This window comes from Terriglobus tenax, from assembly GCF_025685395.1.
GTDB lineage: Bacteria > Acidobacteriota > Terriglobia > Terriglobales > Acidobacteriaceae > Terriglobus > Terriglobus tenax.
Map to the genome: position 1 here is coordinate 1289622 of NZ_JAGSYA010000003.1, position 23205 is coordinate 1312826.

The window sequence follows — 23205 nt, forward strand, 5'->3', positions numbered from 1 at the left end:
GGTGCCGGAGACCGGCACCTGAAGCCAATGCTGGATTCCTCGTCTACTTTTTCTTTGCGGCTGGCGCAGGTGCGCCTTTGTAGATGACGCCATCCTTGACGACCACATCGACGCGGCCCAGAACGGAGATGTCCGCAAGCGGGTTGCCATCCACGGCGATAACGTCGGCCAGCTTGCCGGGTTCTACCGTGCCCAGGTCGCGCATACCCATCACATTGCGGGCGTTCACGCGCGTGGCATCGATGATGGCGCGCATCGGTGACATGCCGTTATCGACGAAGACCTTCATCTCGCGCCAGAGGGCGTCTTTATGGAAGTTCGCCGGGGTGCCGTTGTCGGTGCCCATGCTGACCACCTCGCCGCCGTCAATCCACTGCTTCAGCGACTTCTGCGCGAAGAACTGCTCGCGGTCGACCCGCTGGAAGTAGGCCAGGCTAGGAAAGTTTTTGAATGAGTCCATCATCTCGGAGTAAAGCGGTTCGCCCAGCTCTTCCTTGAACTCGGGATCATCCAGACGCTCGGGGAAGTCGATCGTCTCGGGGTAGAGCCATGCACGGTGATAGACGGTGGGAACGACGGGACGACCGGACCGTGCGATGTCGTTCTGCAGCTGCTCAGAATAGGGCGGAAGGCCTGCCGAGCCAACGTGCTGCAGGATATCCACGCCGGCGTCAAAGGCATTGCGCACCGACTCCTCGTCGTAGATATGCGCGTGTACCTTGATGCCACGCTTGTGGGCTTCCTGCACCAGCGCGAAGTAGTCTTCGCGCGTCAGGCCGGAGTGGGCCTTGATGACGTCCACGCCCGCATCCGCCAGCTTGTCAACGAATGCGGCAGCGTCAGCCGGGCTGGTGACATCGTGCTGGTAGCTGGCAGGGAAGATCGCGACATGGCGCGTAAGCCAGGGGCCGCTGACCTGCAGGCGAGGGCCGGGCATGCCCTTCTTGATGCGCTCGCGGACGTCGAGGATCTCCTGCAAGGGCGCACCAAGATCGACGCCGGAGGTAACGCCGGCGAGGATGAGCTGTTTTGCGGAGATGTCGAGAATACGGCTGAGCGGATAGTCCTTCTTGTGATCGTCCAGCCACTTGAAGTAACGCGGATAGTCGCCGTGACCGACCAGCACCATGTGAACGTGGGTATCGATCAGACCGGGCAGCATGGTCTTGTTGGTGGTGTCGAGCACGGTTGCGTCCGCCGGAATCTTCACCTGGTCCATGGGGCCGACCGCGACGATGCGGTTGCCTTCAATCAGAACCGCGGCATGGTGCAGAGGCTGTTCTTCGCGGCCGGTGATCAGCATGCCGCCTACCAGCGCAACCTTCTTGGGCGCCTGGGCCAGCACAGCGGTAGCGCCAAGCGCCAGCGTGGCCGCGGCTACCGTCAGTTTGCGAAACATGGAATGCATAGGTTTACTCCCTCAGTGTCTAAAGCGTGAATACCATCAGGCTCGCGGTATCTCCGGAGCCGACCGCGATCGCAATGTACTGCCTGCCGTTGATCATGTAGATCATGGGCGTGCCGCCGGTGCGGACCTTGGTGTCATAGGTCCACAGGTCTTTGCCGTCTTTTCCATCCAGCGCGTGGAAGGCCGCATCGCCGCCACCCACAAAGACAAGACCGGTCTTCGTGGCAACGGCACCCATGGTTCCAACCGCTCCCAGCTTCTCCGGAAGCTTCAGACCTTTCAGCGCGGGATTGGCGCGCATCTCGGCATCGTCGCCAAAGGGAACCTGCCACACCTTCTTGCCGGTGTTCATGTTAATGGCGGTGACCATGCCGTAAGGCCCCTTCAGAATGGGGAGGCCATCGTGGAAGAGACCGTTGGTGCGGCCCTCGGTCACGTAGTCGGAATCAACTTCCTTGGCGCGTGGGCCTGTGTGGTCAAAGACACCGAGCTTGGCGACGGCGGCCATGTTATTGGCCTTGATGTAGAGTATGCCGCTCTGCGGGTCGAAGGCGGCTCCACCCCAGTTCGCTCCACCCAGAATGCCGGGCCGCATCATGGTGCCCTCATACGACGGCGGCGTGTAGAGTGGTCCAAGCTTCATGGTCTTCAGGCGGGCCACGGCCTCTTCATGAAGCTGCGGGCTCAGATCGAAGGCATCGTCGAGCGATACGCCCTGCGGCGCAAACGGTTCCGGCAGAGTGGGGAAAGGCTGAGTCGGCCACGACTCTTCGCCCTTGATGGTGGACTGCTCCACGGGCTTTTCGAGGATGGGCCATACCGGCTTGCCGGTTACGCGATCGAAGGTGTACAGGAAACCCTGCTTGGTGGGCTCTGTGACGGCATCGATCTTCTTGCCATTGACGGTGATGGTGATCAGGCTGGGCGGCGATGGCGGATCGTAGTCCCACAGGCCATGGTGAACAAGCTGATAGTGCCACTTGCGCTTGCCGGTGGCGGCGTCCAGGCAGACCAGCGAGTCTGCAAACCAGCCCATGCCCTTGCGGCGGGCTCCGTAGAAGTCATTGCTCGGCGTGCTTACGGGCATATAGAGCAGCCCACGTTTGTCGTCCAGCGTCATCGGGGCCCATACGTTGGTATGGCCGGTGTATTCGTTGGCGTTGTCTTTCCATGTTTCGGCGCCAGCTTCCCCGGTCCATGGCACAGTGTGGAACGACCATATCTGCTTACCTGTGGTGGCGTCATAGGCACGCACATCTCCCGGCGGGTCATTCTTGTACATCAAACGATCGCCGACACCATTGCCTACGATGACAAGGTTCTTATAGACAACAGGTGGCGAGGTGTTGGTATAGCGCTTGGGATCGACCTCCCAGCGAAGACCTTCCAGAAGATTGACCTTGCCGTCCTTGCCGAAAGAGGGAATCAGTTTGCCGGTTGCGGCATCAAGCGCAAGCAACGTCGAGCGTGTGTTCAGGTAGATGGAGAGTTTGCCCGTCGTTGTATCCTTGCGCACGGCAAGGCCGCGATGCACAAAGCCTGTACCGTTCGGCGGCTGCCCGCCCTTGTAGGCTTCAGGGTCATAGCTCCATTTCTCTTTACCTGTGACCGGGTCCAGGGCAACAACCTTGTTGTAGGGTGTGACCAGGTACATCGTACCTTCCACAACGAGCGGCGTTACCTCGAAGACGCCGGGTTTGACGCCGTACTCTTTCAGGTCCTTCTCCCCGGTCTTCCACTCCCATGCCAGCTTCAACGAGCTGACGTTCTGCTTGGTGACCTGTGTCAGGGCAGAGTACTTCATGCCTCCCTGGTCGCCGCCATAATAAGGCCAGTCAACCGTCTGCGCGCCGGCGGTGGCCACGGCGAGGATCAGGCCGGCGGTGGCGGCTGTTCTTCTGATAAGGGTGGAACACATGTGCGTCGTATCTCCTCGTGGAATAGTGTCCACGGCGACTTGTCGTAAAGACGTGTGGCAGTAGTGTGCGTACAAAAGGCGCTCAGATGCTGAGAGGGGGCCTTCGCATCACAGATGGGAACGTGCGTGTGTGCAAACCATAAACAGAAGCAGGGACTGCGTCTAATCGAAATTTTTGTGGAGGCTATAGCGAGTGTTGATTGAGGGAAGGGATGACTCCTTAATCAATAACAATCGCTATGGAGATGAAAAATCTTTGAATTAGACCTGCACCGGAATCACAGCTACTATCCACTCATCCATGAAAAAAGGGCCAGCAAGAATCGACGTGAATGCGATGAATCTCTGTCGTCCATGTCGCTGTTGTCTCTAAGAAACGCAAACTGCGTGCCCTTCGGTCCCGGCTCGATTCGATGAATCGGATGATCCCCTTAGGTATCGAGCCGGCAGTGCAGGTGTTTCCACCAAGACGTAGCAGTCTCAACCAAATTGATTGATAACAGCCACGCATCGCGTCGTGGTTCATATGAGTATTTCCAAACCGTCCAAGGGGCCGGAGCGATTGCTCTGTTCAGCCCGAAGGCCCCGTGCGTTCAAAAGCAATTCAGGAGAGTCCTTATGCCGCATTTGTCCCGCTTCTTTTCAGGCTTGTGCAGACGCCCCGTCGTCCGGTCGATACTTCTTTTTGCGGTTGGTATTCTTGCCGCCGCAAGCGCCCATGCGCAGGTTGGCGCAAATCTATCCGGAACAGTGAAGGACACAACAGGAGCCGTCATCGCCGGTGCCTCCGTGACCATCACCAACCTCGCGACCAGTGAATCCCGCGTGCTGACCAGCGGAACGCAGGGCGAGTATCGCGCCGTTAATCTGCCGCCCGCACAGTACAGCGTGACGGCCCAGGCCGCAGGCTTTGGCACGACCAAGAAGACGGTCGAGTTGCTTGTCGGCTCAGAGTTGACGACCGATATCGACCTGGGAACAGCCGGAACCTCCGAGGTTGTTTCGGTTGAGGCCGGTGGCGCCGATATTTTGATTGAAACCACCAAGTCGCAGCCCTCCTCCATTATTGACAACCGCCAACTTGCGGCGCTGCCAGTACTGAACCGCAGCTTCCTTGCCATTGCGCAGACGATGCCGGGTGTAGCGCCTGTAGCCGCCATGGCCGTGACACAGAAGTTTGCCGTGTCGAAGTTCGGCGGTGTTGCTGACCAGCGCAACGGCTATACGACCATCATCGACGGAACTCCGCTGGACGACTCGACCTGGGGCGCTCCGATTATCAACATCTCGCAGGATGCGATCCAGGAATTCAAGGTCTTCCAGCACCAGTTCGATGCGCAATACGGTAAGGCCATGAATGCGGTGGTCAACGTGGTTACCCTTGCCGGTGGCGAGAAGTATCACGGCACGACGTACTACTTTGGCCGCGATGCCTCCGTCAATGCCGTCAATGCACTGGCCACGTCGATGCCTCCGTACAAGCTTCTCCGTACAGGCGCCACAACGGGCGGCCCTGTTCCCAAGATCGATCGCACGCACTTCTTCGGAAGCTTTGAATATGTGCGTATCAATACCGCTCAGGTAACCGCTCTTCCCGCGAGTAACCCCTACGCATCCCAGCTGAATGGCAACTATCCCTACACGCAATGGGAGTCGATTGCGGATGTGAAGGTGGATCACACCTTTTCTGACAAGCACACGGCGTATGGCCGCTATGCCTACGATCACCAGTTCCTGCCGAACGGCGGACCGCAGAACTCGGCCAGCAATACGACCGACAACAGCATTGCGCACAGCCTTGTGCTGGAAGATAACTACATCCTTTCGCCCCGGATGGTGAACACGGCTCGTTACGCCTACCTGAATCACAATCTGTTCTCGACGCCTGGGAACAACAACCTGAATATCGTGCGTCCGGGTTACACCTTTGGACAGAACAACACGCTGCCGCAGTACTTCCCGCGCACGAACCATACGCTCAGCGATACGTTGTTTCTCTCCAACGCCAAGCATCAGTTGAAGCTGGGTGCGGAGCTAACGAAGGTGTATTCCACCTACGAATCGCACTATTACGAAACGGGCCAGTTCACCTTCACGACGGAAGCGCCCTTTGATGCGAACAACTCGGCCACCTGGCCGACGGTCTTCACCATGCAGACCCCGGGTGAGTATTTCTATCGCCAGCTGCAATACACCGGCTTTGTGCAGGACGATTACAAGGTCCTTCCGCGCCTGACGCTCAACCTGGGCCTTCGTTATGACTTCAACTCGAACCTGCGGAACAACAAGTTCTACAACAACCTGCTGATCAATCCCTTCTTTGCCGGTGTGAATAACTTCATCTCCCCGAGCCGCGGTACGGACTGGGTGGGTGGACTGCAGCCCCGCATTGGTTTTGCGTATGACGTGGATGGCCGTGGCAAGCTGGTCATCCGTGGCGGCTTCGGCATCTACTACACGCGCATGCGTCCTTACTGGGCGCTGCAGGACCAGACGCAGACCCTGGGTGCGGCCGTCCGTATTACTAATCCTCAGCAGTTGAGAAACTATCCGAATGTCACCGCCGTTCTTGGTGGTCAGTCGCTGCAGGATTACGTCAACTCGGGCGGAGCTCGTGCAGCCAACACCCTGGCGAACGATTTCAGCCTGCCTTCTTCGATGAACTTCTCCGCGGGCATCGGCTGGCAGATCGATTCCAGGTCATCGCTCAACCTGAATTTCGTTCATGACCATTCCACGAAGGAGATTGCCACGCGCGATCTGAACCTGCCAGCCAGCGGTGTGATTACACAACTGGCGGGAGCTGTTCCGACCGGTGGCGTTGTCAGCCGCCCGGTACCTCGCTTCACCACCTTCGGTTCTGTCTATAACAATGGCCAGTCCCGTTACGATGCCCTGGAGCTGCAGTACCGCACGCGACCGAAGTTTCTGGATACGGCTGTCATCTCCTACACCTACTCGCGCAGCATCATTGATGCCTTGACCTATTACTCGCAGTACGTCGGTACGATGCGTACGCCGCAGAACTACTCCTACAACCCGACCGACACGCCGAACAACCTCAGCGTCTCGCTCGCTTCGAAGGAGTTCCTGAAGGGCTTCCGCGTCAGCACCATCTTCCGCGGACTTTCCGGCAGTCCGTTCTCGACGCAGGCGGGCATTGACCTGGATGGCGACGGTATTCCGAACAACGATCGCCCCCTGGGGCTTCCGCAGTATGTGGGACGCGGCGATGTGACCGGGCAACTTGCTCTGATCAACGCGTTCCGTGCGAATCCGTGCCGTTATCTCTACTACTCCACCTCAAGCTGCACCATTGCTGCTTACGGTGGGGGCACCATCCGTCGTGACCAGCTCGTTCCGGATGCAACGCTCACATGGGATGCCCGTATCACCAAGGCCTTCCATTTCGGCGACCACTACCTGGTTGAGGGATTCTTCGAGGGCTATAACCTCGGCAACCATCCCACACGGTATGGGCAGAATGCAAACATGAACTCCACTGCTTACATGCAACCGACGTCGGCCCTGCCTGCCCGTCAGTTGCAGTGGGGTGCTCGCGTCCGCTACTAACCTGTATCCCTCCGGCAATACCTGCACAGGATGCGCCTTGAGCGGCGCATCCTGTTTTCTTTGCGGATACGAAAGGGCTTGCAGCGTTTACAGGCATAAAGGCCGGATCAAAAGATCCGGCCTTTGTGTGTTTGAGGTGCAGTCGTTGTGTTACCAGCCGATGGCATATCCCGTGCGGCGAGGGTCGGCTCCAGCGGTCATGGCTCCCGTCTCGGGATCGATGGCTACGGCCTGCATACCTCCGACGGCGGCGGTGAAGTCACCGCCGGGCTTCAAGATGTAGCCCATGGCCTTCAGAGCTTCCATCGTTTTGGCTGGAACACGGTTTTCGATGGTGATCGAGATCTCGGAGCCCGGCTTATAGAAGTTCGGTTTGGCATCGACGGCAAATCGGGGATTCTCCACCGCCTGTTGCACCGGCAGCTTGAAATCGATCAGGTTGACCAGCATCTCAAACTCGGTCTGGCCAATCGTCTCGCCACCGGGAGTCCCGTAGACGAACGCAGGCTTGCCGTCTTTCAGCACGATGACAGGAGCGTTGTTCAGCAGCGGACGTTGTCCAGGCTTCACATAATTCACGTTGTCAGGGTAGGGAGACGAAGAGCCAAGCCGCATGCCGTTGTTCAGCAGCAGCCCGGTATTACCCACGACGACACCATTGCCGAAACCGCCGCCGATAGTGGGCGTGCAGGCAACGGCATTGCCGAAGGGATCGACGATGGAGAAGCTGGTAGTATCGCGCTCAATTTCATAGTCATCGTTGTAAAGCGGCCCTTTGGGCTTCTCGAGAGCAGCCTGCGTGGTGTCCTTCGGAAGCTCTCCCCACGAGGGATAGGCAACGGACTTGCCGGGCTGGATCAGCTTGCCGCGCTCTGCGGCGAACTGCTTGGAGAGGAGCTGTGCCGTGGGAACCCTGGTGGTGCGTGTGTCGGCCACGTAGTGGTAGATGTCGGCCTTCGATACCTTGATGGCTTCCATCTCCAGGTTAAGTGCCTCCGGGCTCAGGTTGCCCATTTTGGCAAGGTCGTAAGGTTCAACCAGGTTCAGCGCCATGGCCAGCTCAAAGCCGCCGCGGCTGGAAGCAGGATTACTGTAGACATCGTAGCCGCGATAGTTGATGTGTACGGGCTCAGCCCATTCAGGCTTTACGGCAGCCATGTCCGCCTTGGTGATCAGGCCGCCGTTCTCTTTGAAAAAGCGTGCGAACTCATCGGCAATGTCTCCCTTGTAGAAGCGGTCATAGGCAGCCTGGATGGCTTCCTGACGCGACTTACCTTTCTTGAGCGCAGCCTGCTCGGCTTCGACAAGCTTCTTCAGCGTGTTGGCCAGGTCCGAATTCTTGAAGGTGTCGCCGGCCTTAGGAACCTTGCCCTCGGGATAGAAGAGCTTTGCTGAAGTAGGTGCCTGCATCAGGCGCTTCTGTGCACCGGCAATTGCGGCGGCCAGGGTGCGGTCCATGGGGTAGCCATGCTCGGCATAATCAATCGCAGGTGCCAGGGTGTCTTTCAGGCTCATGGTGCCGTACTTCTGGAACAGCACAAGGTAGCCGCCGATGTTGCCCGGGGGCAGGCCGGCCTTGATGCCCCAGTCCAGAGCTTCGGGAGTCATCTCTTCCGCCTTCAGGGCAAGCGGCGCCGCGCCAGCCATGGCAAGCGACTCCACCTTCCCGGTCTTCTTGTTGTAGAGGGTCATGAAGCCGTTGCCAGCGATGGAGTTCATCTGCGGCTCCATCATGTTCAGGGTGGTGCCAACGGCCATGGCCGCATCAAACGCGTTGCCGCCCTTCAGCAGCATCTGCAGACCCGCGGAGGCTGCGAGTGGATGGCCGGCGGTGACGATGCCGTGAATGGCAGGAACATTCGGCCGATACGCCGGAAGAGGACGTCCGCGTCCACCTCCACCATCGGGATCCTGGGCTACGAGCGGAGCAGTGCAGGCAAGGGAGACAGCTGCAACGCCGAGTGTAAGTGCGGCACGATGGCGACGTTTCATGAAGCGAAACTCCTAACGTTGTCTATGTTTTTGTCGGGTAATGTTCCAGTCGGTGTGCGGCCATCGTAGACGGAAGTTTGCCGGTGAACAAATACTTTCTATCGGCGTGATAAGCGGCTCAGAATCATATCTTTGTAGCCACAAAAATCTAATCATGCCCAGCAAGGAAGTGGATTGCAGACCTGTGTTTAGGCATGCAGAATGAGTCATTTCACTTTTCGTCAGGTTGATCGATTAAATCGAATACAGCGTATCTTCACCGCAACGTATGCTGGGCGAAATGAAGATCGTATCTTTCGCCGTTCTGGCAGCTTCCACGCTGCTCTCTGCCGTCGTGTCTTTTGCGCAGCTGAGTCCTGCCGCGCCCAGTGCCGCGAATGATCCGGTCCATCCGCAGGGAACGAACCTTGGCATCTATGCGTTTTCGGCGCGCTGCGCCTCCTGCCACGACTCTCACAAGGCCGGTGTGCCGGACCGCTATGAGCTGAATCGCTTCACGGCGGAGGACATTTTCAAAAGTGTCACCGATGGATCGATGAAGCAGTATGCGCAGGACCTTACCGATATTCAGAAGCGTGTGATGGCGGTGTATGTTGCGGGGCGTCCGTTCGGGTCCTCTCCCGCAGGCGATGCAGGCAACATGGCGAACCGTTGCAAGGCGACGGTACCTAAAGCTGCATCGCGGGAAGGAGACTGGAACGGCTGGGGCATCAGCCTGGACAATGCTCGCTTCCAGCAGACGACTTCCATTACGGCAGAGAATGTTGCAAAGCTGAAACTGAAGTGGGCCTTTGGATTTCCGAATGGTAACTCGGCCTACGCGCAGCCAACAGTGGTGCATGGCCGTATCTTTGTTGGTGCTGATACGGGTTACGTATATGCGCTCGACGCAGACAGCGGATGCATCTACTGGTCCTTCCGCGCCAACGCCGGCGTGCGTACGGCTGTCTCAGTCGGAGATGGCAAGGAAAGTCGTGCGAAGCAGGTTGCGTACTTCGGCGATATCAAGGGGAATGTCTATGCCGTGGATGCAGGTACCGGCAGGAAGCTCTGGATGGTCCGCGCGGACACGCATCCGCTGACGCGTATCACGGGCGCTCCAGTTTTATACAAGGGCACTCTCTTTGTTCCCATTGCATCGCTGGAAGAGTCAGGCGGCGGCAATGCGAACTATCCGTGCTGCACCTTCCGTGGCTCCGTTGCTGCGTACCAGGCTGCCAGTGGCAAGCTGCTGTGGAAGACTCATACGATCGCCGAGGAACCTCATCCGGTGAAGAAGACCTCCATCGGCACGCAGCTCTGGGCTCCCGCAGGAGCAGGGCTATGGTCTTCTCCAACGATCGACGTGAAACGAGGCGCGCTCTATGTCGCGACGGGTAATGGTTACACTGAGCCGGCAGCTCCGGAGACGGACGCCATCATGGCTTTCGAGATGAAGACCGGCAAGCGGCTGTGGTCGCGGCAGATGCTGGCGAATGACCACTATGTTCGCGACTGCCCTGGCAAATACCGTCCGAATGTGACGTTATCCCAGAAATCGGAGACCTGCCCGGACACGCTTGGCCCGGATGTGGACTTCGGCAACTCGCCCATCCTGCGGGATCTGTCAGACGGTCGCTCGTTGATTGTCATCGGGCAGAAAGATGGCAATGCGTGGGCGCTTGATCCGGACAAGCAAGGGGAGCTTGTCTGGAACAGGCAACTGACCGCCAGCTTTGAGAATGGCGGTGGCGGCATGCAGTGGGGCTCGGCCGCGGACAAGAAGTCTGTCTACTTCCCGGTGACGCGTGGCGGAGCAAAGTTTGGTATGGCCGCCGTGAAGCTGGCAACCGGGGAGGTAGAGTGGCGTGCGAATCCTCCGCTCGGCGCACAGGCTCCGGCAACGGTGATTCCGGGGGTAGTTTTCTCAGCAGCGTCCGCGGGTGTGCTACACGCCTATGCGACAGCCGATGGAAGGTCCCTGTGGAGCTTCAACACCAGTCAGAGCTTTGAGACGGTCAACCAGGTAGAGGCCAAGGGAGGCGGCATGGGTGGAGCTTCCGGCCCTGTGATCGTGGGCGGAATGCTCTTCGTCACTTCGGGGTCGTCCGACTTGTTCGGAGGTCCGCAGCGCGGTAACGTCCTGCTGGCGTTTGGTCTGGAATAAGGAAGGGAAGAGCTAGCGGGAGTTGCAGCCGCGTTCGTACACGCGCGGCTTGCGCCACTCTTCGTCCGTTGCCAGAAGCACGCACTCCTGGCCGCTCTCGGTATCGACGCGGTAGGTGATGTTGCCCTGGCGGTAGACCTGGTATTTCCCTGACCCCGCGAAACGGCTCCCGTTAACCGCATTGGGCTGCTGCGAATCCATCGCCGGGGCCGAAGGTTGAATCACGATCGGCTGAGTGGAAGGCGAAGGGGCAGCGGAAGCCGTACTGGAGGGCGTATCGCTGGAGGTAGTGGCGGACCGGGAGGCTGCATCATCTGCAGAGGTGATTTCGCCGTTCGACATGGAATGCGATTTACGCCAGTTCATATAGCTGGCATAGCCAAACCAAAGAACGACCAGCACAACCGCAGCAGCGAGAATTTTCCGGGCCATAGGGTATCTACCTTTTCATGATGCCAGAGTATGGCTGTCCGTTGTCCATTTTTGTGAACTAAATTGAGTGCAACGATGGTGCTATGTGGACGGTGTGAAAACCCCGAAAGCGGAAAAATGGGCGTAAAATGAAGATGTGCCTAAGTATTCCGTCGTCGTGCCGTTTCATAATGAGGAAGAGAGCGTCACTGCGCTTTATGACCGCCTGAAGGCGGTGATGGAGCAGACGGGTGAGAGCTTCGAGCTTGTCTTCGTGGATGATGGTTCGCGTGACCGCACCTATCGTCTGCTGCGCGAGATCGCCGCGGTGGACAGCCGCGTGGTGATCGTGAAGCTGCGCCGCAACTTCGGGCAGACCTCCGCGCTGGCGGCCGGCTTCGATCATTCGCAGGGCGACTTCATTCTGTCGATGGATGGCGATCTGCAGCACGACCCCTCGGAGATTCCGCTCTTCCTGGCCAAGCTGGAAGAAGGGTACGACGTTGTCAGCGGCTGGCGCGCCCGCCGTCTGGACAACATGATGATGCGGCAGATTCCGTCGCGCATCGCCAACTGGGCCATGGCGCGGCTCAGTGGTGTGGAGATTCATGACTTCGGCACCACCTTCAAGGCCTATCGCCGCGAACTGATCCAGTCCATCCCGCTCTACGGCGAGATGCACCGCTTCATCCCCGCGCTGGCCAGCTGGTATGGCGCCAGCATCTGCGAGCTTCCTATCAAGATCAGCAACCGCGAGCATGGTAAGAGCCACTACGGCATCTCGCGGACGATCCGTGTCTTCTTTGACCTGCTGACCATCCGCTTCCTGCTGAAGTACATGACGCGTCCGCTGCACTTCTTCGGAAGGATCGGCCTGCTGGGATTTGTGACTGGCGGAGCCATCACGCTGTGGCTGCTGGCGTTGAAGGTCTTCCTGCACCAGCACGTCATGACGGCGCATGGACCTGCCATGGCCTTCGCCGGAGTTCTGGTCCTGGCTGGTATTCAGATGATCGGGATTGGCCTTCTGGGTGAGTTGCAGGTACGTCACTTCCACTCCACGCAGCATCGCGCTCCGTATGCGGTCGACCAGGTTATTCGTTCGCGGTCGTCGGAAGAGTCTCTGATGCAGTAGTGGTCAGGATGCGGACGGCATAATTGCCGTCCACAGCCACCACCTCTCCGCGTGCTACTTCTTTTCCTCCGGCCAGGATGCGGACAGGTTCTTCCAGCATCCGGTCCAACGGAAAGACATCTCCCTGGGTTAGTTCCAACACCTCGCCCAGGGGCATGACGCGCGTTCCGAAGCAGAGCGTCATGGGCAGTCGCAGATCGTGAAAGCGATCGTTCACGGCTGAACTCCCATCTGGAAACCGGAGATCCGGACGCCCAGCTGGTCGCCCGCGCGTTCGAAGTCCACCATCGCCAGAAACAATTCGCCAGCCACCAGGGGAACATCCTGGTTCGTCGGGAAGTTGCTGACCAGCACCTGCCCGGGTGCAAGCTGCATCAGCTCTCCCAGGGAAATGCTGGGGAGCGGGATCGAGACCGCGAGTGGTACCGGCAGTTGCGCCAGGTAGCTCCACTCTTCCGGAGCCGGATTCTGCTCTGCGGCAACCTCAGGTTCGGGCGTTGCCGTATGTCCGGTCTCGATGACGTTCTCCATGCCGCTGGTAAGTGCAAGCCGCATGCCACATTCTCCCGTTCAGCATTAGTGTGCCTTCATGGGAGATCTCTCAGCATTCGCTCGCCCGGCTGGCACGCTATGTGTATCGGCAACAGCATGGAAACGATGAATGCAGCCGTCACGCCGTTGAACCTGGCTACCCGAAAATCCATTACCAAAGCGCAGACGCAGGCGCTGCACGAGCTGAACCAGGCCTTTTCGCGCACCTTCAGCCTCAGCCTGTCCGCCTGGCTGGGGTCGAATGTGCAGATCGTCATGACTGGTGCGCAAAGGGTGATCTTTACTTCCATGCTGGAGACCTGTGATGTGGAAAGCACCTACTTTTCGCTTTGCCACTTTTCACCGGTGGAGGGAAACAGCATTATCTCGATGGAGATGAAGCTGATCGCTCCCGTCATACACCTGGGCCTGGGCGGAACGGAGTTGACGGAAGAGGTGGAGGCTCCACGGGAGCTGACCGATATCGATGTCGCCATTATGGACACACTGATGACCCGTCTGTGCGGCGAGTTGAATCACCTGTGGGCACAGTGCGGCCTGCGATGCGAGTATGGCCAGCGCATTCTGCCGGCCACCCTTGGGCGGCTTTTCCCACGCATGGAAGACATGCTGTGCCTGACCTACCAGATGCACATAGGCAACATGAAAGGCACCCTGCAGATTGCTCTGGGTACGGCGGTCAGCGATATGGTGCTGCGCGAACTGGTGCGGCAGGACAGCAAGCGCGTCCAAAGCCCGGCGACCCGCGAAACGCTGCGCACCCGGCTTTCAGGGATGAGCGTGGAAGGCACGCTGGAGACAATGCCGTTCAAGATTTCAGCTGATGAAGTGCTTGCCCTGGAGCCGGGTGCGATTGTCCGCACCGGACTTTCGGAGGGAACGGACTTCCTGTTGTCGCTCTCCGGCCAGAAGGTGTGGCAGGCTGGCGCCATCGCCCTGGGAGAGCGGCGAGGCGCGCAGCTTATCGAGCGGCGGAGCGAATGACAGTCTTCGCCGTTGCCGCGTTCTCAAACCGGTCATAGACCCGCACGGCCAGCGTGTGCTCGGCGGCAGGACCGCTGAGCGGCAGCGTGAAATCGTAACGTTCGGTGGGGGAGTCAGACAGCTTCCCGGCAGGCTCCAGGTACTGCCAGGGGCCGGCATCGAGGGAGTATTCGGCGTGGGCAATGGCCGAGCTGGCATCGGTAGCCTCCAGCGTTGCGTGGATCTGTCCGTTGAGCAGTACAGCCGTCAGCGTGCCGGGGACGGGAGGTGTGGTGTCCACCTCAAAGCGTGCGCTGACGCGATCGCCGGACAGCGTTTCCCCGGAGTTGTGGCTGGGAGCGTCAGAAGCGACAACGCGCAGGGTGTAGCCTCCGTCAGGTAGCTGCGAGGTATCCCAGGAATAGTACTTCTCGCTCACCTTATCCTTCAGCAGACGCCAGGCGGTCTCGGTGTCTCCACGGTAGTAGAGGGTGTAGGTCAGCTCGTCGCCGTTGTCGTCGTGCGCGGCCCAGCGGGCGGTGATGGAGTCTTTGTCTTTCTGCGCCGTCAGCGGGGGATAGGGGTCCTGCTGCATCACAAAGCCGGGGTTGGAACTGGCGCGTGGAAAGGCCACCTGGACGGTTTGTCCCTGGTTCACGGGCGGGGGATTCATCTTTGCCCCGGGCTGCACCACCACATCGTCCACTGCCGGGGCCAGGTTCTTCGGCAGGTAGTTCAGGGTGACGGAGTCGATGTTGCTTCCGGGCAGGAGCGCGGTCTTCCATTGCACGTAGCGTGCAGAGGTGGAGGAGGCCGGTTTGCTGTTCGGAGTGACCTTTGCCCAGTCGGTCCAGTTGATCTCCGGGTTTTCGACGTTGCCGGAGCGGAGATAAAGCTCCGCGTCCTTTGAGCCGCGAAGCTCTGCACGGCCCCACTGCGAGAAGACGCCTGCGTCAAAGACATCGGAGATGTAGGTGCTGGTTGCGGCGGGTTTGTCCTGCATCCGGAATAAGCGGCCGGAGTTGCTGGTCGCAATATAGAGGCCGCTGGACGTGGGGGCGAAGGCCATGCCCTGTGCTGCGTCCAGGTGTGCGACGTCTGTAAAGACGCCAGGATTGGCAGGATCAATGGAATAGACGCGACCGCGGTTTCCGGTTGCCACCAGCAGCTTACCGTTGCGAACGGTAAGGGCATAGACCACGTCTTCGCGGAAGGACTGCAGGCGCTGCGGAGTTCCGTCCGGAGCGATCTGGTAAATGTCGGAACCCTCGGGAATCAACGTGTTGGCGGAGGCGGCGTTGGCGGAGCCGGGAAGAATGGTGATGGAAACCGCCTGATTGCCCTGCACGGGAAGCGGCGGCAGGTTGGGGCTGCGCTTGTCGCCGACACCGGCGGCGTAAAGTGAACCATCGGGGCCAAGGGCCAGGGCGGTGATCTCGTGCCGCGGAGCGTCGTACAGCGCAAAGGGCTTTTCGCCCGGCTTGATGCGGTAGATGACACCGGCTCCGTCAGACCCGGCGTAAAGGGTGCCGTCCGGACCGAGCAAAAGGCAGCGGATGTGCTGATCACCGGACTTGAGTACTAGTTCCGGCTTACCACCTGCCGGAATCCTGTAAATAGCGGCGGGAGCTCCGGTTGCGACATAGAGGTCGCCCTTGGGAGTGAGAGCGATATCCCATAGATACTTCGGCTTCTCGGGAAGTGTAGAGGGGTCAAGCACCACGGCGGATTTGCCGGGACCGTCAATCTGGTAGACCATGCCGCCGGGCGAGGTGGCGGCGTAGAGTTTGCCGCCGGGCGAGGTGCGAATGGCCTGAACTGCCATCTCCTTGGTTTCAAAGAGCTTGGTCGCTTTGCCCTGCGGGTCGACCTTCAGGATGGCGGCGGTTCCGCCGGAGATCGCCCCACTGCCCAGGTAAGCGTTCCCCGCATCGTCGGTTACCGCGGACCACAGATAGTTGCCGTCGCTGGTATAGAGCAGGGTGGTGGCGGGCGCGGGCTGCAGATGGCCGTCCGAGCGGATGGCAATGCCGCTGGGCTTGCCCTTCTCAAACTCGTCGTAACGGGACTGGGTCCACTGGCGCGTTCCCTGGGCGGAGACAGCGGTGGCAGCGAGGATGGGCAGAAGAGCGAGGGTCGTCAGCTTCATTTAGCGAATGTTCAGGGTCAGGACCTGTGCGCCGGTCAGAGCGTTGTCAAGAGGGGCCGAACCAGCCTCGGTCAGGCTCTCACCATTCAGGTTCATACGGCGGGAGTCCTGCAGGGGCTGGTAAATATTGGCGACAGAGAGTGGAACCTGGGGCAGGGCCTGCGCATTTACGACGGCCTGTGCGGCATGGTCCAGTACGGTAACGTAGACGCGGTCATTGGCATGCCGCTGATTCAAAAGGGTGATGGTGTCTCGCAAGGGCAGCGAGGTGGGAAGCTGCTGGGCCATCAGGCGATCGAGCGTGGCTCCGTCCGAGACCAGGATACGGACCGGGCCGGATGGAAGCGTTGAAGGCAGTTTGACCGGAATTCTGAGGATTTTTGCGGCGCTTTGGTACGGATTAACGGTCATTTCCACGCTTATTTCGTCTCCCGGAGAGGCTTCTACAACGCTTAAACGTGCCGATTCAAGCTGGGCGGTGCGTCGTCCGGGCAGGGTTTCCACCTTCAGATCGAGCGCGGTGATCTTCGGCTGCTCAGCCGGGGAGCCATAGATGGGCTGGAAACGATCGTTGACGGTGAGTGCGGCGATGACGGCGGCAGGGGCGAGATCCGTCTGGGCGGCGACGGTGGAGAAGGTGACGGCAGGGTATCCGGCGAGGCTGACCGTGCCCTCCAGACGATAGGAGAGCTCCGATGCGTAGGTGTTGGTGCCATGGATGGCCTGGTAGACGGAGGCCAGCAGCGCTTGCGGGGTGAGTTCGCGGTTGTTGAGCACGCGGAAGCGCATGGGTTTGGCGCCGTTGACGGCGACGGTGACGGGGATCATCTCGGCGGTCTGGCCAAACTGGCCGAGGATGGCGGAGGCGCGGTCCTGGGTGAACGCACCGACGGTCTCGGTCGTATTAATGATCTTGAAGGCGTTCAGCGGCGAAGCCAGTGTGGCCAGTACCTGCGCTTTGGTCATGGGCATGGAGACATTGCCGTACTGGGTAATGGGATGTCCGCAGGCCAGAAGCTGTTTCGGGTCGACGTAGGTGACGGTGCAGGTGCCTGCAATCGACAGGTCGCCATCAACCAGAACGGCGGAGACAGCCGAGCCTGGCACGATGGGCTCAGGCTGTTTCTCGTCTGGCGCCGAGGAGCCGATTCCGGCAACCGGATGCAGGCCGAGAGCGGTGAACCGGTCCTGGAAGAGAGCGATGGTGTCCTGCGAGAAGCCGGTGAAGACGAGGGAGGTCTCCATGGGCGTTACCTCTGGGGAGGTGACGCGCATGGCTGGAGGGCTCGATGTCAGGAGGGCTAGTTGCGAGGCGGAGCTCTCCACTGCGGCGCTTTGCGCCTCCGGCCGGGATGACAAACTTTGGGAAGTGGTTGCGGGTGTTGCGGGGATGGCGGGTGGCGGGGAGTTGCGCACCTGCAGCATCTGTTCAATGGGGGTGATGCCGGCGATAGGTTCTTTGCTGAACTGGCCGATACGGTAGCTGAGTGCGCCGAGCAGCTTGCCGTCAATGTATACGGGCGAGCCGGACATGCCGGCGACGACGCCGGTGTATTCGGGCTTGGCGCCGTGCAGGCGGGCGAGGATCATGTCCTGGCCGGGGCCGATGGCGTTGCGCAGCAGGCCGAGGATCTCAACGTCCATGGGTTCGGGGTTGACGCCCTCAAAGACCGTCCACGCGGTGGCGTGCTGGCCACGGTGAACCTGGGCCAGGGGATAGAAGCTGGTGGTGGCTGGCGGGGCAACAGGCGCAGACTGGCCGGACGCGGCGAGCGGCAGGGTAACCAGGGCGAAAGCAAGTGTGGCACGAAGCATCGGCTTGAGGAGAAGTGTACGGGATTCTGTGGGTAGTTTTTGCCCTTGTGAGCGAGGGAAGGTGTAATGTGCGGAGCGGGTCTGCGTCTTTATGGGCAAACAGCGGAGAAGTTCCCAGCCGCGAAAGGAGAGACGATGATCTACAAGTGCGATGATTGCCCCTGCGGAAACGCCTGCACCTGCGTCCTGTGCGCCTGCCTGAGCCGCCGTTAGAACCAAGGGCGGAGGGTACCAGAATGTGCCCTCCGCCGAGTTGAGAGAGAGATATGTCTGAGACGATGCTGAGTCCGTTGCTGGAACAGCGAAAGCAATTTCTGAGCTTTGTGCGCCGCCGGGTGAACGACCCGGCTCTGGCGGAAGATATTCTGCAGGCCGCGTATCTGCGGGCCATGAAGCATGAAGGGGATTTTGAGGGCGAAGAGTCCGCTGTGGCCTGGTTTTACCGCGTGTTGCGCAACGCGGTGATTGACCAGTACCGCCGTCACGCGACGGAGAACAAGGCACTGGCCTACTGGGGCCGTGAGATGGAGGGCGAAACGGCTCCGGCGCCCGGGATCCGCGATGAGATCTGCGCGTGCCTGACGAAGGTGGTGGACGGGTTGACGCCGAACTATGCGTCTCTGCTGCGGGCGGTGGACCTGGGAGAGCAGCCGCTGCATGCTTTTGCAGAGGAACATCATCTTTCCGGAGGGAATGCTGCCGTGCGGGCGCACCGGGCACGTGCGGCGCTGCGGAAGGAGCTGATCAAGACCTGCGGATCATGTTCCGAGCATGGTTGCATGGACTGTACCTGCCGCCGGGCGTAGAACCCCCACGCCGTCCGGACCGTCTACTGAATGAGGACCTCCGCGGAGCTGCGGGTACACCCTTGTGGGACGAGTGGAGTAGAGTCGATATCGATGAACATGCGTGAATTTATCCGTTTGGCTTTGGTTGGGATGCTGGGTGTGGTGTTGTGCGGTTCTGCCGCGGCGCAGCAGGCGCCGGGGGATGACAGCGGGCCGGTGCAACAGAACGACGGCATTGTGCTGAAAAAGAAGCAGCCGAAGGAAGATGCTCCGCCACCTCCTCCTGCCCCGGAAGAGGAGAAGATCAAGAACCCGAAGGGCATGGATATGCCCGTGATCCGTGTGAATACCTCCGTGGTGACGGTGGACGTGAGCGTTCTGCTGGATAAGAACCGCCAGTTTGTGCCGGGGCTGAAGCCGGGCAATTTCCGCGTAACGGAAGATGGCGTGGACCAGAACATCAGCGATCTGCGAACGATGAAGGCTCCCATTACGGCGGTGATGCTGCTGGAGTTTGCCGCTAACAACTGGTTCTTCATCCAGGACATGCAGAACACGGCCGCGGCCTTCTTCCGTTCGCTGAAGGAAGATGACTATATTGCCGTGGTGACCTATGACCTGCGCACGCGCATTTTGACCGACTTTACCAAGGACAAAATGACGACGCTACAGGCGCTGCAGACGCTGACGATTCCGGGCTTCAGCGATACGAACATGTTCGACGCGCTGTACGAGACGCTGGACCGTGTGAGCCGGATTGAGGGCCGCAAGTACATCATCCTGATTGGCAGCGGCCGCGACACGTTCTCAAAGATCACGCTGGACACCATTCTGAAGAAGGTGAAGGCGACGCCGAATGTGACGATCTTCTCGATCGGCACCGGGCAGCTTGTACGTACGCTGGCCGAGCCCGGGATGGGCGGCATTCAACGGCTGGACTACCTGCAGGCCGACAACCAGATGAAGACCTTCGCTTCGATGACCGGCGGTCTGTCGTTCTTCCCGCAGTTCCAGGGAGCTCTGCCGGATATCTTTGCTTCGATCAACGACTCCATCCGGAACCAGTATGTGCTGAGCTATAAGCCGTCCAACATGAAGCAGGACGGAACATACCGCAAGATCAAAGTGACGCTTGTGGACAACGAAGGCAGGCCGCTGAAGATGGTGGATGAGAAGGGCAAGCAGCTGAAGTACTCCGTGATTGCGCGTGATGGGTATACGGCGCGAAGAGAAGTGGAATAGTTCTTAGGTGCAAGGAAGGGCGAGGCGGAAGCTTCGCCCTTTTTCTTTTGCCTGGAAAAGCAGATCCCTGCGGGATGACAACAAGAAAGCAAAGGCAAAGGGCCAACGTAGAATTGCGGGATGTATATCCCTTCGTACTTTCGCGAGGAAGATCGCGCCGAGATTGTCAGCTTCCTGAAGTCACGCTCGTTTGCGAATCTGGTGACCGCCGGGCCGGGAGGGCTGGTGTGTACGCCGCTGCCCTTCCTTCTGGATGAGGCTGAGGGGGAGCATGGCGTGCTGTACGCGCACCTGGCCAGGGCGAATGACCACTGGAAACGCGCGGTGGAGCATGAGGCGCTGGTGATCTTTGAGGGGGCGGATGCGTATATTTCGCCCAACTGGTACGAGTCCAAGAAGCGCGACGGTATGTCGGTGCCAACGTGGAACTATGTCACCGTGCAGGTGTACGGGCCGGTGGAGTTCTTTCACGAAGAGGAGCGGCTGCTGGAGGTGGTCTCGCGGCTGACGGATCGTCATGAAAGCGGACGTCCGCAACCGTGGGCGGTCAGCGATGCCCCGGAGGAGTTTATCCGGGCACAGCTTCGCGGCATTGTGGGTGTGCGGATTCCGATTACGAAGATTGATGCCAAGCGCAAGCTGAGCCAGAACCGCAATGCGGCCGACAAGGCTGGCGTGGTGGAAGGGCTTGCGCAGGGCAGCGAGCGTGACCGAGAACTGGCTGCGCTGATCAAGCCGTAGCGACTAGCGCTTGCGCGGGGTGGTCAGGTCGAGGTCGGCGTGTGTCATCTGCTTGGTGAGCAGGATGATCTGCCCGGTGTGCTGGTGCAGGTGGCCGACGACGAGGTAGATGGCTTCAAGCTTGGTGACGGCTCCCCAGCCGCCGCCGGGCTGCGGGTCGGTAACGGACATCAGATCATCCAGCGGCAGCGTGGCGATGACCGCACGGGCTTCCTCCAGCGTGGTGTCGAAGATGCGCAGGACGGCTTCGCGGGGCAGACGTACGTTGAGCGCGAACTCTTCATCGCGCTGGCGGACATCCGGCTGACCGTCGACGCCGTGCATGATCCACTGGCGGATATTGCCTGCCAGATGGAGCAGCAGGTTGGCGATGGAGTTCTCGTGGTCTCCGCCGCGCTGCCAGAGTTGGTCATCGCTGAGGCGAGCGAGGCAGTCGTGAATGTTCTTCACGGCGAGCCCCATGCGGCGGTCGGAGAAGGCGAGGAAGGTGGTGGCGAGGTCGTTTGCCATGGCTTCTATTGTGCTCTCTTGCGAAGGGCAAATCTCACTCATGCTGCGTATGGATGGGCACCCAGAGTGGTGGTTGGCCCTCTACTCGGGGCCGTAGATGGTTTCCAGCAGCTCCACGGCGAGCTTGCGCAGGGGGCGCATCAGCGGCAGTGAGGAGAGCTGGATGAGGCGTGTGACCAGCGGCAGGGATTTTTCCAGCAGCTTGTGAGTGCGGCGCTGCGCGGGTGACTGGTCGTAGACCCAGTAGAGGATGATGCCCATCTGGTAGATCCAGAGCACGGCCGGCAGGTGCGGCGCCAGGTCGGTGGGGTACTTGATCTTGTCGGCGTCGAGCGCCTGCTGGAAGCTGAGGATGTCGCGCTCGCGGATTTGTCGGGAGTCTTCGCTGAAGGGCGAGAGCGAGTGACCGGGGTTGGTGTGCGCGGCCAGGGCCGAGAGCAGCGACCGGTTGGGTCGGAAGTAGTCCAGCTTGGCGGTGATGAGCGCGTGCAGCCGGGCCTGCAGGTTCTTGTGCTTCTGTGCGAGAACTTCGTTGAGCCGCGGTTCCAGGTCTGCCTGCGACTGCGCGTAGAAGGCGAGGACGAGCGCGTCTTTCGACGCGAAATAGTAATAGGTCGCTCCGAGAGCGACACCGGCCTCGGCGGCGATCTCGCGCATGGTGGTCTTGTCGAAGCCCTGTTCGCGGAAGAGCGCGAGCGCGGTGGAAAGGATCAGCGCTCGCGTCTCTTCGGATTTCTGTGTCTTGGTGGTTGTCATTCGGCCTGCGGTTCCGGTGTTGTGCGCTGTGCGTAGTATGCCTGTTCGGTGGCGGTTCTGGGGTGACGTGCCGCTTTGCGGGCGCGGTTGAAGAGGTAGATGTTGAAGAAGTGCATCAGGCCGAGGAGCAGGAGCACCGTGCCGATCTTGGTGCTGACGACTTCGATGGCGTTCTGCAGACTGCCGACGCCGCTGTTCTCGCGCAGTGCCAGAGTGACATATCCGATGTTGATGAGGTAGAAGCCGACGACGAGCAGGTGGTTCACCGAGTCGGCCAGACTGGTGTTGCCGTGGAAAGCATCCAGGAGGAAGGGACGTCCGTTTTTGTGCAGCGTCTGGGCGACCCAGACGACGGTGACGAGGCTGAGCAGGAGGTAGGCGACATAGCAACCGACGAGATACATGGTGGTTCTCCTTTCGGCACGCCTTACTGAACGTGTTCAGTTTAGTAGATGCGACCTGTGGCGGTAAAGTCCGCATTTATTTTGAACTTGTTCAGTATTGATGGGAGGGGACGGAGATGGGTACGCGGACCCACTGCATTCCGGCGGCTTCTGCGGACCGGATGCCGGCGTCGGCATCCTCAAAGACAAGGCAGGTGGAAGGATCGATATGCAACCGTTTTGCGGCGGTGAGAAAGGGTTCGGGATTGGGCTTGCCGAGGGTGTAGTCTTCCGCGCCGATGATGACGGGGAAGTAGTCGAGCAGGTTCAGAGTGGTGAGGGTGCGGCGGATGGAGTCGCGGGGAGAACCGGAGACGATGGCAAAAGGAATCTTGCCATGTGCCGCGAGGATGCACTCGAGAACGGAGGGCACGGCGGTGACCTGATCGAGCATGGAAAGGTAGATCGATTCCTTGCGGTGGGCGACGGCGGGCGGATCGAGCTTATAGCCGAAGTGCTTGTTCAGGTTCTCAACCACGCCGATGAGGGGAACTCCACCCCAGGCGTAGAAGAGGTCTTCGGGAAAGGTGCCACCAGCTTCTTCGACTGCCTGCCGCCAGGAGAGATAGTGCAGCGGCATGCTGTCGGCAATGGTGCCGTCCATATCGAAGAGATAGGCCTGAAAGTTTCCTTCGGGGAGAACGAGTGAATTCTTGCTCATAC

At 59.8% G+C, this 23205-nt stretch carries 19 protein-coding genes; 7 read left to right on the plus strand and 12 right to left on the minus strand.

Translation table 11 applies throughout. The features are described from left to right. Positions 1 to 43: 43 nt before the first annotated feature. A complete protein-coding gene (locus OHL13_RS05290; RefSeq protein WP_263409058.1) occupies positions 44 to 1408 on the minus strand; it encodes an amidohydrolase family protein in 1365 nt (454 codons plus the stop codon). Positions 1409 to 1427: 19 nt separating this feature from the next. Beyond that, positions 1428 to 3326 carry a pyrroloquinoline quinone-dependent dehydrogenase gene (locus tag OHL13_RS05295; RefSeq protein WP_263409059.1) on the minus strand — a complete coding sequence of 633 codons (1899 nt, stop codon included), beginning with the start codon at positions 3324 to 3326 and terminating at the stop codon, positions 1428 to 1430. Positions 3327 to 3944: 618 nt separating this feature from the next. Here OHL13_RS05295 and OHL13_RS05300 point away from each other — a divergent pair. After that, positions 3945 to 6899 (plus strand): TonB-dependent receptor, encoded by a 2955-nt coding sequence (locus tag OHL13_RS05300; protein WP_263409060.1) that lies wholly within the window; start codon positions 3945 to 3947, stop codon positions 6897 to 6899. A 150-nt stretch (positions 6900 to 7049) separates the two neighbouring features. Here the strand turns inward: OHL13_RS05300 and ggt are convergent, their stop codons facing one another. After that, positions 7050 to 8891 carry a gamma-glutamyltransferase gene (gene ggt / locus OHL13_RS05305; protein ID WP_263409061.1) on the minus strand — a complete coding sequence of 614 codons (1842 nt, stop codon included), beginning with the start codon at positions 8889 to 8891 and terminating at the stop codon, positions 7050 to 7052. Positions 8892 to 9171: 280 nt separating this feature from the next. On the opposite strand from ggt, the gene OHL13_RS05310 reads away from it, so the two are divergent. Then, a complete protein-coding gene (locus tag OHL13_RS05310) occupies positions 9172 to 11037 on the plus strand; it encodes an outer membrane protein assembly factor BamB family protein (RefSeq protein WP_263409062.1) in 1866 nt (621 codons plus the stop codon). A 12-nt stretch (positions 11038 to 11049) separates the two neighbouring features. On the opposite strand, the gene OHL13_RS05315 is transcribed toward OHL13_RS05310, so the two are convergent. After that, entirely contained in the window at positions 11050 to 11469 is a 420-nt protein-coding gene (locus tag OHL13_RS05315) for a hypothetical protein (RefSeq protein WP_263409063.1), read from the minus strand. Between the two features lie 136 nt (positions 11470 to 11605). Here OHL13_RS05315 and OHL13_RS05320 point away from each other — a divergent pair, with 136 nt between their 5' ends. Then, on the plus strand, positions 11606 to 12583 hold the full coding sequence (locus OHL13_RS05320) for a glycosyltransferase family 2 protein (RefSeq protein WP_263409064.1): 978 nt from the start codon (positions 11606 to 11608) through the stop codon (positions 12581 to 12583). Here OHL13_RS05320 and OHL13_RS05325 read toward each other — a convergent pair. Then, positions 12543 to 12800, minus strand: coding sequence for a FliM/FliN family flagellar motor C-terminal domain-containing protein (locus OHL13_RS05325; RefSeq protein WP_263409065.1), 258 nt, complete (start codon positions 12798 to 12800; stop codon positions 12543 to 12545). The genes OHL13_RS05320 and OHL13_RS05325 overlap by 41 nt on opposite strands. Next, positions 12797 to 13138 (minus strand): FliM/FliN family flagellar motor C-terminal domain-containing protein, encoded by a 342-nt coding sequence (locus tag OHL13_RS05330; RefSeq protein ID WP_263409066.1) that lies wholly within the window; start codon positions 13136 to 13138, stop codon positions 12797 to 12799. Before OHL13_RS05330 ends, OHL13_RS05325 begins: the two co-directional genes overlap by 4 nt. Positions 13139 to 13240: 102 nt before the next feature. Here OHL13_RS05330 and OHL13_RS05335 point away from each other — a divergent pair, with 102 nt between their 5' ends. After that, entirely contained in the window at positions 13241 to 14119 is an 879-nt protein-coding gene (locus tag OHL13_RS05335; RefSeq protein WP_263409067.1) for a flagellar motor switch protein FliM, read from the plus strand. On the opposite strand, the gene OHL13_RS05340 is transcribed toward OHL13_RS05335, so the two are convergent. Further along, positions 14097 to 16247, minus strand: coding sequence for a WD40 repeat domain-containing protein (locus OHL13_RS05340; protein ID WP_263409068.1), 2151 nt, complete (start codon positions 16245 to 16247; stop codon positions 14097 to 14099). The genes OHL13_RS05335 and OHL13_RS05340 overlap by 23 nt on opposite strands. Beyond that, complete coding sequence (locus tag OHL13_RS05345) at positions 16248 to 18062, minus strand: SpoIVB peptidase S55 domain-containing protein (RefSeq protein WP_263409069.1); 1815 nt, start codon at positions 18060 to 18062, stop codon at positions 16248 to 16250. A gap of 266 nt (positions 18063 to 18328) precedes the next feature. Between OHL13_RS05345 and OHL13_RS05350 the strand changes: the two genes are divergently transcribed. The 3 genes from OHL13_RS05350 to OHL13_RS05360 all read left to right on the plus strand — a co-directional run bounded on the left by OHL13_RS05350 (position 18329) and on the right by OHL13_RS05360 (position 20833). Beyond that, positions 18329 to 18868 (plus strand): sigma-70 family RNA polymerase sigma factor, encoded by a 540-nt coding sequence (locus OHL13_RS05350; protein ID WP_263409070.1) that lies wholly within the window; start codon positions 18329 to 18331, stop codon positions 18866 to 18868. A gap of 93 nt (positions 18869 to 18961) precedes the next feature. After that, a complete protein-coding gene (locus tag OHL13_RS05355; protein ID WP_263409071.1) occupies positions 18962 to 20092 on the plus strand; it encodes a VWA domain-containing protein in 1131 nt (376 codons plus the stop codon). Between the two features lie 120 nt (positions 20093 to 20212). After that, a complete protein-coding gene (locus OHL13_RS05360) occupies positions 20213 to 20833 on the plus strand; it encodes an FMN-binding negative transcriptional regulator (protein ID WP_263409072.1) in 621 nt (206 codons plus the stop codon). A 3-nt stretch (positions 20834 to 20836) separates the two neighbouring features. Here OHL13_RS05360 and OHL13_RS05365 read toward each other — a convergent pair whose 3' ends face one another. From OHL13_RS05365 to OHL13_RS05380, 4 genes are all read right to left on the minus strand, one after another. Beyond that, positions 20837 to 21343, minus strand: coding sequence for a DinB family protein (locus OHL13_RS05365; protein WP_263409073.1), 507 nt, complete (start codon positions 21341 to 21343; stop codon positions 20837 to 20839). A gap of 81 nt (positions 21344 to 21424) precedes the next feature. Then, positions 21425 to 22099, minus strand: coding sequence for a TetR/AcrR family transcriptional regulator (locus OHL13_RS05370; RefSeq protein WP_263409074.1), 675 nt, complete (start codon positions 22097 to 22099; stop codon positions 21425 to 21427). Beyond that, the gene (locus OHL13_RS05375) at positions 22096 to 22503 is read right to left on the minus strand and encodes a hypothetical protein (protein ID WP_263409075.1); all 408 of its coding nucleotides are present in this window, start codon (positions 22501 to 22503) and stop codon (positions 22096 to 22098) included. The genes OHL13_RS05370 and OHL13_RS05375 overlap by 4 nt, the downstream gene beginning before the upstream one ends. Before the next feature lie 91 nt (positions 22504 to 22594). Further along, positions 22595 to 23203 (minus strand): HAD family hydrolase, encoded by a 609-nt coding sequence (locus OHL13_RS05380; protein ID WP_263409076.1) that lies wholly within the window; start codon positions 23201 to 23203, stop codon positions 22595 to 22597. Positions 23204 to 23205 lie beyond the last annotated feature (2 nt).

Coding starts and splice junctions, on each gene's coding strand:
- OHL13_RS05375 (WP_263409075.1), bottom strand. CDS start 22,503: ATGTATCTCGTCGGTTGCTATGTCGCCTACCTCCTGCTCAGCCTCGTC.
- OHL13_RS05310 (WP_263409062.1), top strand. CDS start 9,172: ATGAAGATCGTATCTTTCGCCGTTCTGGCAGCTTCCACGCTGCTCTCT.
- OHL13_RS05330 (WP_263409066.1), bottom strand. CDS start 13,138: ATGCGGCTTGCACTTACCAGCGGCATGGAGAACGTCATCGAGACCGGA.
- OHL13_RS05350 (WP_263409070.1), top strand. CDS start 18,329: ATGTCTGAGACGATGCTGAGTCCGTTGCTGGAACAGCGAAAGCAATTT.
- OHL13_RS05300 (WP_263409060.1), top strand. CDS start 3,945: ATGCCGCATTTGTCCCGCTTCTTTTCAGGCTTGTGCAGACGCCCCGTC.
- OHL13_RS05345 (WP_263409069.1), bottom strand. CDS start 18,062: ATGCTTCGTGCCACACTTGCTTTCGCCCTGGTTACCCTGCCGCTCGCC.
- OHL13_RS05290 (WP_263409058.1), bottom strand. CDS start 1,408: ATGCATTCCATGTTTCGCAAACTGACGGTAGCCGCGGCCACGCTGGCG.
- OHL13_RS05355 (WP_263409071.1), top strand. CDS start 18,962: ATGAACATGCGTGAATTTATCCGTTTGGCTTTGGTTGGGATGCTGGGT.
- OHL13_RS05335 (WP_263409067.1), top strand. CDS start 13,241: ATGAATGCAGCCGTCACGCCGTTGAACCTGGCTACCCGAAAATCCATT.
- OHL13_RS05380 (WP_263409076.1), bottom strand. CDS start 23,203: ATGAGCAAGAATTCACTCGTTCTCCCCGAAGGAAACTTTCAGGCCTAT.
- ggt (WP_263409061.1), bottom strand. CDS start 8,891: ATGAAACGTCGCCATCGTGCCGCACTTACACTCGGCGTTGCAGCTGTC.
- OHL13_RS05340 (WP_263409068.1), bottom strand. CDS start 16,247: ATGAAGCTGACGACCCTCGCTCTTCTGCCCATCCTCGCTGCCACCGCT.
- OHL13_RS05295 (WP_263409059.1), bottom strand. CDS start 3,326: ATGTGTTCCACCCTTATCAGAAGAACAGCCGCCACCGCCGGCCTGATC.
- OHL13_RS05365 (WP_263409073.1), bottom strand. CDS start 21,343: ATGGCAAACGACCTCGCCACCACCTTCCTCGCCTTCTCCGACCGCCGC.
- OHL13_RS05315 (WP_263409063.1), bottom strand. CDS start 11,469: ATGGCCCGGAAAATTCTCGCTGCTGCGGTTGTGCTGGTCGTTCTTTGG.
- OHL13_RS05360 (WP_263409072.1), top strand. CDS start 20,213: ATGTATATCCCTTCGTACTTTCGCGAGGAAGATCGCGCCGAGATTGTC.
- OHL13_RS05370 (WP_263409074.1), bottom strand. CDS start 22,099: ATGACAACCACCAAGACACAGAAATCCGAAGAGACGCGAGCGCTGATC.